Consider the following 11,879-nt stretch of genomic DNA (forward strand, 5'->3'; position numbering starts at 1 on the left):
AGCATTTCGATATTATCTATGCCGGGTTTACGCTAAGACTCCTGCTTAGCCTGGATGCTGAACATATCTTTGCTTAGACAATCAGGGCTGGTGTATAAGATAGGTTATCCTAAATGGCCGCAACGCAAATTACGCTGGGCTCCCGAATAGTTTCCGATAGATCGGGCCTGACGATGTGTTCGCCTGCCGCCATTAATCACACCGCGGAATCATTAAGCACAGGAGATTGGACAATGCCACTAACCAAGATAGCCTCGCTTGCTGTACTGTGTTGCCTTGCCGCTGGTTGCGCTAATAAACTCGGCAGCTATCCTCCAGGGCAATGGATAGATTTGACCTATGATTTTTCCCCGGAAACCATCTATTGGCCAACAGCTGAGCCGTTCCAATTAGACACCGTCTCTGCCGGCGTGACGGAGAAAGGGTATTACTATTCAGCCTACAAGTTCTGCGCTGCTGAACATGGCGGCACTCATATCGATGCGCCAATCCATTTCGCGGCCGGGGGCAAAACAATAGATCAGATCCCGATGACGAAGCTGATTGCTCCGGCAGTCAAAATAGATGTTTCACAGAAGGCGACGGCAGATCGGGATTACCAAATCAGTGTAGAAGATTTCAACGCCTGGGAATCTCAGCACGGGAAGGTACCGGAAGGGAGCATAGTGTTGCTGCAAACGGGGTATGGACAGTATTGGCCTGACCGGCTCAAGTATTTAGGTACCGACAAGCGAGGTGCTGAAGGCGTAGCCGAGCTGCATTTCCCGGGACTGCATCCTGAAGCGGCCAAATGGTTAGCCAGTAGCCGAAGAATTAATGCGATAGGCATAGACACAGCCAGCATTGACTACGGGCAATCGCAGTTGTTTGGCAGTCATACAGCACTGATGGGCCAGAGCACGCCTGTATTTGAGAATGTCGCAAACCTGGACAAAGTGCCGACAGTGGGCGCGCAGGTGATCGCGCTTCCGATGAAGATTAAAGGGGGCAGCGGGGCACCGTTGCGGATAATCGCTTTCACGCCGGATGGGGCGCATTAATCGCATTGCAGGATGGGTGGGCTAACCCGGCATGGAGGCATACAGGATTGTATCGGGAAAAGTGTTGACGCATTGCATCCGTCCAGGTGCTAATATCCGGTCAAGATTTCTATAGGTAACGCCATGAAAAGCAATGCCCCCATCCGAAAACTCCCCGCTAATATCGTCGGTAAGGACTATGTCGTAGGCGACTTGCATGGCTGTTACGGTCTGCTTGAGCAATTGTTGAATGAAGTGGCGTTCGACAAGACCCGTGACCGGCTGTTTTCGGTCGGCGATCTGATCGACCGGGGACCCGACTCGCTGCGTTGCCTGCAATTGCTTGAGGAATCGTGGTTTTACGCAGTGCGGGGCAATCACGAACTGATGATGCTGGATTTCTTTTCATCTTACCTGGCGACTGGAAAGTTCGATCCGCTGGAGGACATTGTTGATAATGGATTTCTGGAGTACGGCGGAGACTGGGTGAGCGGCTATGTTGACTCTGACCGGCATTGCATGACGCAGGAATTTAATCGCGGATTGATTTTGGCGTTACAGATGCCGCTGGTATGGGTCGTAGGAGAAGGAAGCAACCGATTCCATATCATTCATGCCGATCTGGTCAGACCGGATTATAAAACCGCCGATCATATTGTCTGGCTGGACAGCGATATTGACCAGTGGCTTGAGCGGCAATTAATACCGCCCGAAGCTGAACGGCAACTTTACTGGAGCCGGGCACTGATGTCGAGCCACTTGGCCGAACAGGAAGTTGCCGGGACGCAAGCCGGCCTTTCTCTGACCTTTTGCGGTCATACTTATGCCGCTAAACCACGCCAGCTGCTATCCCACCTGTGCCTGGATACCGGCGCTTTCGTGTCCTGGTGGTCCAGGATCTATGGTGAAGAAGGCGACAATTCAGGCCTGACGCTATTTGATGTGCAGGAATCAAGGTGGGTTTCGGCATCCTATATGCGGGACGGTGTTTCCTGGAGTGAAGTTTCAGCGAAGTAGCCGGGTTGATTCTGGATACTGATCATGCCGGAGATTGATGTTTTTTCACAACTCGCTATATCAAGGAGACCACATGATTAAAGCATTTCAGATCCTTTTTATAGTCTTGCTTGCTGCGTGCAGTCAAGTTGACTCAAGCCGTAACGCTTCGGCGGCAAAGATGCCGATTGCAATTGCCGGCATCGATTCAAAGACCGTTCTCAATAAAGCAGGCGAATATAGCGTCAGGGTATCAGGCATGAAAAACGATGTGACCATTAAAGCCGGGAATACCGTCAGCCAGTTGCTTGTCTCCGGAGTCGATAACAACATTACCGTCGAGGAAACGGCCGTTGTTCAAAGCATCAGTCTTGCGGGCAGCAATAACAAAGTCTATGTTCCAGCCGGATTCCAGGCGAAAACTATGTATTCAGGCTCAAAAAATGCCATTATTGAAAAACAAAAGTAATATTCAATGGACTCGGCATTTGCAGGTGGCAGTTTTTTTTGTTCACACCGGCATGCCATTACTACTGGGATCACAATGAAATATAAAGGAATCATCTTTGACTTTAACGGCGTTTTGCTCTGGGACGCGCCGCTTCATGTTCAGGCATGGCAGGCGACGGCCCTTCGGCTCAGGGGCACTGAATTGAATGACGATGAATTTTCAATCCATGTACACGGCCGCACTAACGCTCACATTCTTGGCTATCTCACGGGCCGTATGCTTCATGGAACAGAGATTCTTGACCTCATTCAAGTCAAAGAATCAATGTACCGAAACTTATGCTTAAAAAATCCCGACAGGTTTGTCTTGTCTCCAGGTGCACAGGCACTGCTAGACTTCCTTGCCTCCGAGGGCATACCGCGAACAATCGCAACGGCCTCGGAAAGAACGAACCTCGATTTTTTCGTGCATCATCTTGGCCTGGCAAAGTGGTTCGATCTGCAGCGGATCGTCTACGACGACGGTTTCCTTCCCGGAAAGCCCGCACCCGACATGTATGTGAAGGCGGCCGCAAACATTCAAGTGCCGCCGCACGAATGTATCGTTGTCGAGGACGCCATTTCCGGATTCAAGTCCGCGCATGCCGCAAATATCGGATACATCGTGGGCCTTGGCCCGCGTGCAACGCACGGCAGGCTTCTGGCCTGCGAAGGCGTATCGGCCGCAATCGAGAGCTTCGAGCAGTTTCCTCGCCAGATGCTGCTGAATGCATGACACGTAGCGGCGAATATGCCCAAAATTCGGACAAGTGATTGCTCAAAAGCTGTGCTCTTGGGCAATCGCCTCATTTAAAACGTTAAACAGGGAAGCAACTATGCATCTGCGACACATTGCGCTGGCTATCTTGATAATAGCCATTTGGGGATTCAATTTTGTGGTCATCAAGGTGGGCCTTAAAGAACTCCCGCCCATTCTGCTTTGCGCAGTCAGATTCTTTCTCGCCGCATTTCCGGCGGTCTTTTTTATCAGGCGTCCTGCCGTTCCTTTTTACCAGGTTATGGCCTTCGGATGGGTGATGTTCGTGTTTCAATTTGCGCTGCTGTTTTCCGGCATGTATGCCGGAACGACGGCGGGCCTGGCGTCTTTGGTGCTTCAGGTTCATGTATTCTTCACTGTCGCACTGGCCGTCGTGTTTCTGGCTGAGCAGCCATCGGTCTGGCAGGTCATCGGCGCCTTGACGTCGTTTTCGGGCATCGGGCTGGTCGCCGCGAATACCGGCGGCGAAATCTCGGCTTTCGGCCTGGCTTTAATCGTTGGCGCCGCCGCCTCATGGGGAGTCGGCAATCTTCTTTCCAAGAAACTGGGCAAAGTCGATATGCTGGCACTGGTGGTGTGGGGCAGTCTCGTTGCCTGGCCGCCGCTTTTGCTTCTGTCCTATCTGCTGGAGCAAGGCAGCTGGAATCTTGAGGGCTTTTCTCATCTTTCGTGGTCCACCATTGGTGCAGTCGGCTATATCGCCTATCTGTCAACTGTGCTGGGTTTCGCCGTGTGGAGCTGGCTGCTGAGCCATTATCCGGCCGCGACGGTGGCTCCGTTTACTTTGCTGGTGCCGGTGTTCGGCTTTGCGAGCTCGGCGCTGGTTCTGGGGGAGCCTATCCATCAATGGAAAATAGCCGCCGCCGTCCTGATTATTGCCGGACTGTGCATCAATCTGACCGGCGCCCGCATCGCCATGCGTCTTCGTCCCGCTTGATCCGCTCATGAAAAACCGATGACATGCAGGCCCGGTCTCGGCAAAAAATGGCTTTTCTACAATATCATCAGACTAATCAAAGGAGCTGAGCATTATGCGAAAATCGATAGCTTTACTGGGCGAATACACACCGACATTTCCGCCCCATGTTTCGACCGATGCGGCCATCGAGCATGCCCAGAATTTTCTGGATATGGACATAACAGCGGAATGGGTTTCAACGGAGGACATTAATCAGGACCTGTTTGATCGTTATTCAGGCATCTGGGTGGCACCGGGAAGTCCTTACAAGAGCATGGAGAAGACCTTATGGGCCATTCGCTATGCGAGGGAAAACAAGATTCCCTGTTTCGGCACCTGCGGCGGGTTTCAGCATATCGTAATCGAGTACGCCCGCAACGTTTTGGATTTCAGCGAGGCGCAGCATGCCGAGTACGACCCATACGCTTCAAGTCTTTTCATTTCCAGGCTGGCTTGCTCCCTTGCCGGCCGCAGGATGCAGCTTGATTTTGCGCCGGGGTCTCAGGCGGCTGATATTTACGGCAGTTTGTCGGCGAAAGAACAGTACTACTGCAATTTCGGAGTCAATCCGGATTACATCCATTTATTGAAGCAAGGGCCGCTGAAGATTTCCGGCTCGGATGCTGAAGGCGAAGTGCGCGTTATTGAGCATCCCGATCATCCATTTTTCATTGGCACGCTGTTCGTGCCGCAGGCGCGCTCCACGCCTGAACAGCCGCATCCATTGGTTACGGCTTTTTTAGGCTCCGTAGGGCTGTAGGCTGTTTTAGTTTTGTAGGGTACACATCGCGTACCTTTCCGAACTTGTGGTGTGCCGAAAAGACTTGAAGTGGTACGCGGTGTGTGCGAGGATGTGAAAGTATTCGTTTTTTGAAATCTTTACCACAATATATTGTGAGCTTTATATTTGTATCTAACAATATATAGATATTAAAGAGAAAAATTCTGAATACTTTCACAGTCTCGTACCCTACATGGATTTCGCCTTGATTTCGGCAGGGCAGCGGGTAGGCCTAAAGCTCCAACCCTGCCTATAGATGCCGCGCCAAGGCTGAGTTTTTGGCTCAATAGCGATCCCTAACCCGCCCCGTCATTTCCTCACAATAAACGTCCCCGGAATCATGCCCATGTAGCAGCTCCAGCTGATTGCGCCCATTTGCTGCGGCGTGAATTCGACGACTTGCAAGCCGGGTTTCAGGTCAATGGTCATATCCAGCGTCGGAACGATGATTCTTTTGTTGCAGCTGGACAGTTCCTTGACGTTGATGATCCATTTGACCGGAATGCCGTAGCGCAGGTTGAATTTGTCCGGCTTGTACGCGGTGGCTTCGGCTTCCATGTAAATGACCTGATAGCCATCTTGAAGGTGCGACCCGGCGTCGGCATGGTCATGCCGCCAGGTCATGAAGCGCTCCTGAAATGCCAGCGACGCTCTTGACCACAATGAATTGACATCATAGCCGGAGCCCGAAATCAGGAGGCTGCGGTTGAGCATGGCCGCTCCGAGCAGCAGGATGATGACGGCCGAGATTTTCATGAACCGCTGCGTGGCGCCGCTGGAAATCATGCCGGCAAAGTAGCCGAATGCCAGCATGACGGGCAGCGTGCCCAACGCAAAGACGGCCAGCATGGTTGCGCCCGCTAAGGCGCTGCCCGTGCCGGCGGCCATGATATACATGGCCTGCAAGGGGCCGCAGGCGATCATCAGGCCGTTCAGCAAACCGATGATGAAGGGATTGGACGTGCGCTGGCGCCGCCTGACCAAGAAACGGTTAACGAAGAAAGGCAGGCGTATGTGCAGGCGTCTTAAGCCGCTGAACGCCTCCAGCATGCTCAATCCGTAAAGGATCAGGAATACGCCCGCCACGGCCGACACCATACTGCGCATGCCCAGGGTAAAGGTAATGGCGCCGCCGATCAGTCCGAACAGGGCGCCGAAGCCGGAATAGGACAGCGTTTTGCCGAGACCGTAAAGCAAATGGCTGAAATAATTCGGCTTGCCCGATTTTGCGCCGGCTACCGTATAGCTGATGACAAAACCGCCGCACATGCCGATGCAATGGAAGCTGGTCAAAACGCCGACCAGAAACAGCAAGCCGTAGTTGGCTGTTTTCCCGATGTCTTCCAGAGATAGGTCGAGCTGAACGAATTTGTTCAATTGCAGCAGCAGAATGATGCCTGTGATGGCGACGATAATGTGGAAAAGGCGTTTGCCCAGGCCAGCCGGTTTATGCCGGGCGCGGTTCGAACATTCATAACCGGCCGATTTGACTGCCGCGCAGACTGTCTTGAGCGATATGATGTCGTTGTCCAGATCCAGCGTCAGCGTTTCGTCAGTAAAGCTGGCCTGCGCCTTGATGACGCCGGGAAGGCCGGCAACCGCTTCGACAATATGATTTTCGCAGTCCGCGCATTGCATACCGGTGACAGGCAGTTCGTAATGTTTGGGTTTCATATTGCGATGAAGAATAAGGGTGATTAATAGATTGTATGAGACTTGTGCCGGTTTGCCAATGCATCCGGATGCAGTGATTTAGCCTGCGTACGCGGCTAAAAAATTATCGCCGGTTCTCTATCAATCCGATGCGTTTAATTATAATGAGCCTGAAAGTTAAAAATTTGGCAAATATCTGACCGGCAGGTTGAACAGATGAATAAAGAAGATTACATGCGCAGAGCCATTGAGCTGGCTTTGCAGGTTCCCGAGTTTCCGTTCGGCGCCGTTATCGTAAGGCGGGCGACCGGTGAGATTGTCGCCGAAGGTTTCAATCAGTCGGTGCTGAATCCGGCCTGGCATGGCGAGATGGTCGCGATCAACCATTGCGCGCAGTCCCATCCATCAGCGGACTGGCGCGAATTCGATCTGTATACGACGGCGGAACCGTGCCCGATGTGCCAAAGCGCGATCGAATGGGCGGGTATCGGCACGGTTTATTACGGCACGTCCATTCCTTATCTGCAAAACCGGAACTGGTGGCAAATTGATATCCGCGCGGAGGAAATTGCCGCCAGAACCCCGTTCCGGAACAGCCGCGTCGTCGGCGGCTTACTGGAGGCCGAGTGCAATGCATTGTTCGATAAGGCGCCCAGGGGCATGTTCCATAAGGCGACTTAGCGCAATTGATGGGCTCTTGTCATAAAAGAGTAATATAGGTTTTCTACAATATGAAGATTTAATAATCACTCAATTAATTATGTCCAGTTTTAAAATTCTCGTTGTTGAAGATGAAGATGCTATCAAAGGCATGTTAATGCTGGTATTGGAGCAGGCCGGTTTTACGCCGATTGCAGCCGCTGATGCGGAAGAAGCGCAGAGAGTCCTCGATGATAATTTACCGGACTTGATTCTGCTGGACTGGATGCTGCCGGGCATCAGCGGCGTTGAATGGGCCAGGCGCCTGAAGAAAGACCAGACGTATCGGGAGCTGCCCATTATCCTGTTGACGGCGCGCGGCGAGGAAGAAGACAAGGTCAAAGGGCTGGAAATCGGCGCCGACGATTACATGACCAAGCCTTTTTCGCCCAAGGAACTGATAGCGCGAGTCCGCGCCGTACTGCGCAGAAGCGGAAAAATTCAGGGCGCGGCGCAAATAGAACTGGGCGATCTGGTGCTCGATACCGAACAGCACCGCCTCAGCATCGGAGACAAGCAACTGGACGTGAGCCCGACCGAGTTCCGCTTGATGCAGTTTTTCATGACCCACCCCGATAAGGTGTACAACCGCACGCAACTGCTGGATCAGGTCTGGGGGCGCAGCGTCTATATCGAGGAGCGCACGGTCGACGTGCATATCCGCCGGCTCAGGAAAATCCTCGGCGAATACGGCAGAGAGGATCTGGTTCAGACCGTGCGCGGCTTCGGCTACCGGTTCTCAGTGACAAGCTAGGTTATGAGCTTCTGGCAAAAAGAGATCGGCATTGCGCTGCTGCTGTTTTTGGCCGCGTTAGTGGCAGGCAGTCTAACAGGGCATGTTTTGTTGTTTGTGTTTCTGGTGATGTTGGGGCTCTGGATCAGTCAGTTATTCCAGATCAGCCGGTTTGAAAGATGGGTAAGCACAGGCGGGCGCGGCAAATACCCTAAAGCGACCGGTGTCTGGGAAGATATTTACTATCATGTCTACCGCATCAAAAAAAACGAGAAAAAACGCAAGAAGAAACTGAGCAAGATGATAGATCAGTTTCGCAAGTCCACGGAAGCCTTGCCTGATGCCGCCGTTGTTTTGGGGGCGCATGACGAAATCGAGTGGACCAACAAAGCGGCCCGAGAGGTTCTGGGACTCCAGCAGACCGATAAAGGCCAGCGCATTCCCAACCTGATCCGTTTCCCCGAGTTTATCCGTTACCTTAAATCCGGCCATTACGATGAGGCGGTCATGCTGCCTGCACCGGTGGACCACAGCCTTACATTGGCCGTGCGGATTGTTAAATATGGCGCCGGACTGCGGCTGCTGTTGGCACAGGATGTCACGCAGCTGAAAAAAATGGAACGGATGCGCAAGGATTTTGTTGCCAATGTCTCGCATGAACTCAGAACGCCGTTGACAGTGTTGAAAGGCTATCTGGAAACCATGCAGGACATGGATGACGGCAATTCACCGTTGCTGACGCATTCGGTTCAGCAAATGCAGGGACAGACCGAGCGGATGCAGCATCTGGTCGATGACCTGTTGCTGCTGACGCGGCTGGAAACGCAACAGAAGAAAGTGCAGTGCGTCGACATTCCGGCTTTATTAAACCAGATCTGCAAGGAAAGCGACGCGCTGGAAACGGCGGCCGGGCGCATCGAATTATCGCTCGAAACCGATGCGCATATTGTCGGCGAAGAACAGGAATTGCGCAGCGCTTTCACGAATCTGCTGGGCAACGCCTTGAAATATTCGCCCGATGATTCGAAAGTGAAAATACGCTGGCATCGATCCGAAGACGCTCTCATGCTGGATGTCGAAGACCAGGGCGAAGGCATCGCCGCGGCCGAAATCCCTCGCATTACCGAGCGCTTTTACCGGGTTGAAGTCAAGCGCAGCAAGAAAGTCAACGGCACTGGGCTGGGCCTGGCTATCGTCAAGCATGTGCTGATGCGTCATGACGCCAAATTGGACATCGTCAGCGAACTGGGCAAGGGCAGCCGTTTCAGCTGTTGCTTTCCTGCGGCACGGCTTTGCAGCTGATGCTTTCATTTACTTCTTAGCGACTCGATCGGACCTTTAAATACCTCAAATCCTTGCCGGCTGTATTTCAATTCGGCAGGCAGCAATTATAAATTCGCTTATAATTGAGACGGGCCATAAATAAACAAGCGAAGCAGACGTCATTCTGCCTGTGGTTTTAACTGTTCTCATTGAAGCCGTTTTCAGCTCAGGCACAATGTTTTTTCGACAGATTATTATGCGTTTGTTTTTGCTGGCCGCAGCAAGACTTTACAACAAAATAATAAAAAATGTAGCGGACTGTTTGCCGGATGATCAGTCGGCATCCGGCGTTCTGCTATTGATTCAAGCAGTGGAGGAAGAAAATGAGCGCGTTGATCAAGAAGTTATTGAACTATCTTTTAATCGGAATTTTGGCAGTTATTCCTATTGTTATAATTTTACAAATCATCATCTTTGTAAAAGACCGGGTTGCCGACCTGTTTCAGCTGGTTTACGGTTATTCGGTCAGTTATGCTTATACGTTGCTGATTTTTGCCGTCAGCTTCATCATTCTCGTTTCCATCGGTCGTCAGATAGCCAAACAGGGGCGTCCCTGGTTTATTGCCGCTTTTGAGCATGTTATCGACAGAATTCCTTTTTTGAACACCGTTTACAGGGTTATTAAGAAAGTCATAAATATGTTCTCCTCCCATGACAAGAGCATCGCCAAAGAGGTCGTCTATGTGGAATACCCGAAAGACGGAGTCTGGGTGCCTGCCTATGTCACGAACCGGTTCAATGAAAAGTACGTGCTTTTCGTGCCTACCTCGCCGAATCCGACATCGGGATTTACCGTCATCGTCGATAAGTCAAAGATCGTCAGATCCAACATGAATATTGAAGAAGCCACCAGTTTTATTGTCAGCGTTGGCGTCGATTTTAATAAAGATACGGAAGTGGGCCAGTTACCCCGGTAAGAACCAACAAGGATTGGTTTACCAAGTCAGCCCGGGATCAAGCGAAAAACAGAGCGACATGCAATAGAGATATTACTAGATGAGATTAACCTGGATGAAATCAATAATTAGAATAACCGTTATGCTGTCATGGGCGGCAATTGCCGGCTGCAATGGAGAAGATCAGCCGGCCGCGGCTGCCGATAGCGAGGTGCTGAAGGCCGAGAGGGAAGCGCTGGAAAAGGCCAAGGCGGTCGAGCAGACGGTTCTGGATGCAGCCGCGCAGCAGCGGCAGCAAATCGAGCAAAGCACGCAGTAAAGCGATGCCCTCATGCGGAATGGGGGGCGGCTTACTCTCCCCATTTTGTCTGTTTTGTGTTTGATAGTTTTTGATTGACTTTGAACGTTTTGCTTGTTATGAATGAGCTTGCGTACTAGCAATAAAAACGGCAAAAATACAATAAACACAAACAATTACATGAGGGGAGTGCAGTTATGGAATCTAATGACGGTGTCGCTGCAGGCGACTTGCTGGTGAAATTAACCCGATTGGAAGATCAGGTGTCAACGCTTTCCAAGGAGCTGGAATCAAGTAAGAATACCATCAGTCTGCTAAAGCTGTCGCTGACCGAGCGCGATTCACGCATTTATGAATTGGAGTCAAAACTGACAGCGGCGCAAAACACGCAACTAAAAACAACGGTTAACTGGATTGAGCGTTGCAGGCATCAAATCAAAAGCGGCGTGGACGAAAAATACATCAATCCGACTTTCGCTAAAATCCGCCAGCGCATCGAGACCATGCAGCGATTGGTCTACGAAACCAGGGATCTCGTCAACCAGAAAGTAACCGTCATTCAAGCAAATATCCACGACTATTCCGCCTTGATCAAGCAGTGGCCCGAACAAGCCAGACTGTATTTTGAACAAGGCGTTGTCGAGCCTCTCAACTCGTTGGTCAATGAAACGGTTGCATCAACCTACAGCTATTTGAAAGCCATCCGGGACATGACTGAGCAGAAAATCCTCTATCCTTGCAAAGTCATCTATGACGAAATTGTCGTCGCGGTCCTGGCGCTGCCTTCACAGAGCCGGATTATTCTTCAGGTGTGGCTGATCGACCCTGCCAGACAGCAAATGGCCGTATTGCCTGAGTTAGGCTTGAAACTTTCTGCCAGCGCCCTGGCATGGCTGGGCAAGTCGATCAATCAATTAAGAGCGTTGATTGATCGCGTAGTTGAAGCGATAGGAAACGCCATTAAAAGCTCATCGTTCTGGAATGGAAATCAGCCGATACAAACGGCTTGAATAGACGGGAATTAATGGGTTTGGCTAGTGCATAAAAGCCCTGTCCGGATATTCCTGACAGGGCTTTCGTTTAAGTGGAGATATCGCCGGCTATTTCACCAGACTCAACAGGATGCCGGCCGCGACCGCCGAGCCGATCACGCCGGCCACGTTCGGGCCCATGGCATGCATGAGCAGGAAGTTGTGCGGATTGCTCTCCAGGCCCAGCTTGTTGGCCACGCGCGCGGCCATCGGCACGGCCGAGAC

The 11,879-nt window shown here is 51.6% G+C and carries 14 protein-coding genes; 12 read left to right on the plus strand and 2 right to left on the minus strand.

Translation table 11 applies throughout. The features are described 5' to 3' along the window. The first annotated feature begins 233 nt into the window (after positions 1-233). The 6 genes from V2P20_RS12675 (at position 234) to V2P20_RS12700 (ending at position 5,000) form a co-directional block, all read left to right on the plus strand. Positions 234-1,040 carry a cyclase family protein gene (locus V2P20_RS12675; protein WP_331818849.1) on the plus strand — a complete coding sequence of 269 codons (807 nt, stop codon included), beginning with the start codon at positions 234-236 and terminating at the stop codon, positions 1,038-1,040. Positions 1,041-1,163: 123 nt separating this feature from the next. Then, positions 1,164-2,036 carry a metallophosphoesterase gene (locus V2P20_RS12680; RefSeq protein WP_331818851.1) on the plus strand — a complete coding sequence of 291 codons (873 nt, stop codon included), beginning with the start codon at positions 1,164-1,166 and terminating at the stop codon, positions 2,034-2,036. A 73-nt stretch (positions 2,037-2,109) separates the two neighbouring features. Further along, on the plus strand, positions 2,110-2,484 hold the full coding sequence (locus tag V2P20_RS12685; RefSeq protein WP_331818853.1) for a hypothetical protein: 375 nt from the start codon (positions 2,110-2,112) through the stop codon (positions 2,482-2,484). A 75-nt stretch (positions 2,485-2,559) separates the two neighbouring features. Then, positions 2,560-3,240 carry an HAD family phosphatase gene (locus V2P20_RS12690; RefSeq protein WP_331818855.1) on the plus strand — a complete coding sequence of 227 codons (681 nt, stop codon included), beginning with the start codon at positions 2,560-2,562 and terminating at the stop codon, positions 3,238-3,240. Between the two features lie 100 nt (positions 3,241-3,340). Further along, complete coding sequence (locus tag V2P20_RS12695) at positions 3,341-4,219, plus strand: EamA family transporter (protein WP_331818857.1); 879 nt, start codon at positions 3,341-3,343, stop codon at positions 4,217-4,219. A 94-nt stretch (positions 4,220-4,313) separates the two neighbouring features. Beyond that, the gene (locus V2P20_RS12700) at positions 4,314-5,000 is read left to right on the plus strand and encodes a CTP synthase (protein WP_331818859.1); all 687 of its coding nucleotides are present in this window, start codon (positions 4,314-4,316) and stop codon (positions 4,998-5,000) included. A gap of 330 nt (positions 5,001-5,330) precedes the next feature. Here the strand turns inward: V2P20_RS12700 and V2P20_RS12705 are convergent, their stop codons facing one another. Then, entirely contained in the window at positions 5,331-6,695 is a 1,365-nt protein-coding gene (locus V2P20_RS12705) for a sulfite exporter TauE/SafE family protein (protein ID WP_331818861.1), read from the minus strand. 195 nt (positions 6,696-6,890) lie between these two features. Between V2P20_RS12705 and V2P20_RS12710 the strand changes: the two genes are divergently transcribed. From V2P20_RS12710 to V2P20_RS12735, 6 genes are all read left to right on the plus strand, one after another. After that, the gene (locus V2P20_RS12710; protein ID WP_331818863.1) at positions 6,891-7,355 is read left to right on the plus strand and encodes a nucleoside deaminase; all 465 of its coding nucleotides are present in this window, start codon (positions 6,891-6,893) and stop codon (positions 7,353-7,355) included. A gap of 79 nt (positions 7,356-7,434) precedes the next feature. Then, positions 7,435-8,127, plus strand: coding sequence for a phosphate regulon transcriptional regulator PhoB (phoB, locus tag V2P20_RS12715; protein WP_194969506.1), 693 nt, complete (start codon positions 7,435-7,437; stop codon positions 8,125-8,127). A 3-nt stretch (positions 8,128-8,130) separates the two neighbouring features. Then, complete coding sequence (gene phoR, locus V2P20_RS12720) at positions 8,131-9,408, plus strand: phosphate regulon sensor histidine kinase PhoR (protein ID WP_331818866.1); 1,278 nt, start codon at positions 8,131-8,133, stop codon at positions 9,406-9,408. A gap of 344 nt (positions 9,409-9,752) precedes the next feature. Further along, on the plus strand, positions 9,753-10,346 hold the full coding sequence (locus V2P20_RS12725) for a DUF502 domain-containing protein (RefSeq protein ID WP_331818868.1): 594 nt from the start codon (positions 9,753-9,755) through the stop codon (positions 10,344-10,346). A gap of 94 nt (positions 10,347-10,440) precedes the next feature. Next, positions 10,441-10,644, plus strand: coding sequence for a hypothetical protein (locus V2P20_RS12730; RefSeq protein WP_331818870.1), 204 nt, complete (start codon positions 10,441-10,443; stop codon positions 10,642-10,644). A 176-nt stretch (positions 10,645-10,820) separates the two neighbouring features. Then, positions 10,821-11,633, plus strand: coding sequence for a hypothetical protein (locus tag V2P20_RS12735; protein WP_331818872.1), 813 nt, complete (start codon positions 10,821-10,823; stop codon positions 11,631-11,633). A 90-nt stretch (positions 11,634-11,723) separates the two neighbouring features. Here the strand turns inward: V2P20_RS12735 and V2P20_RS12740 are convergent. Next, positions 11,724-11,879, minus strand: a 156-nt coding sequence (locus tag V2P20_RS12740) for a sodium ion-translocating decarboxylase subunit beta (protein WP_331816069.1), incomplete at its 5' end; no start/stop codon positions are given.

Origin of the sequence: Methylobacter sp. Wu1, assembly GCF_036553575.1 — a bacterium.
In the GTDB taxonomy this organism is placed as follows: Bacteria; Pseudomonadota; Gammaproteobacteria; order Methylococcales; family Methylomonadaceae; genus Methylobacter.

Bases quoted from the DNA above. Each gene is read 5' to 3' on its own strand.
- V2P20_RS12675 (WP_331818849.1), top strand. From the start codon at position 234: ATGCCACTAACCAAGATAGCCTCGCTTGCTGTACTGTGTTGCCTTGCC.
- V2P20_RS12680 (WP_331818851.1), top strand. From the start codon at position 1,164: ATGAAAAGCAATGCCCCCATCCGAAAACTCCCCGCTAATATCGTCGGT.
- V2P20_RS12685 (WP_331818853.1), top strand. From the start codon at position 2,110: ATGATTAAAGCATTTCAGATCCTTTTTATAGTCTTGCTTGCTGCGTGC.
- V2P20_RS12690 (WP_331818855.1), top strand. From the start codon at position 2,560: ATGAAATATAAAGGAATCATCTTTGACTTTAACGGCGTTTTGCTCTGG.
- V2P20_RS12695 (WP_331818857.1), top strand. From the start codon at position 3,341: ATGCATCTGCGACACATTGCGCTGGCTATCTTGATAATAGCCATTTGG.
- V2P20_RS12700 (WP_331818859.1), top strand. From the start codon at position 4,314: ATGCGAAAATCGATAGCTTTACTGGGCGAATACACACCGACATTTCCG.
- V2P20_RS12705 (WP_331818861.1), bottom strand. From the start codon at position 6,695: ATGAAACCCAAACATTACGAACTGCCTGTCACCGGTATGCAATGCGCG.
- V2P20_RS12710 (WP_331818863.1), top strand. From the start codon at position 6,891: ATGAATAAAGAAGATTACATGCGCAGAGCCATTGAGCTGGCTTTGCAG.
- phoB (WP_194969506.1), top strand. From the start codon at position 7,435: ATGTCCAGTTTTAAAATTCTCGTTGTTGAAGATGAAGATGCTATCAAA.
- phoR (WP_331818866.1), top strand. From the start codon at position 8,131: ATGAGCTTCTGGCAAAAAGAGATCGGCATTGCGCTGCTGCTGTTTTTG.
- V2P20_RS12725 (WP_331818868.1), top strand. From the start codon at position 9,753: ATGAGCGCGTTGATCAAGAAGTTATTGAACTATCTTTTAATCGGAATT.
- V2P20_RS12730 (WP_331818870.1), top strand. From the start codon at position 10,441: ATGAAATCAATAATTAGAATAACCGTTATGCTGTCATGGGCGGCAATT.
- V2P20_RS12735 (WP_331818872.1), top strand. From the start codon at position 10,821: ATGGAATCTAATGACGGTGTCGCTGCAGGCGACTTGCTGGTGAAATTA.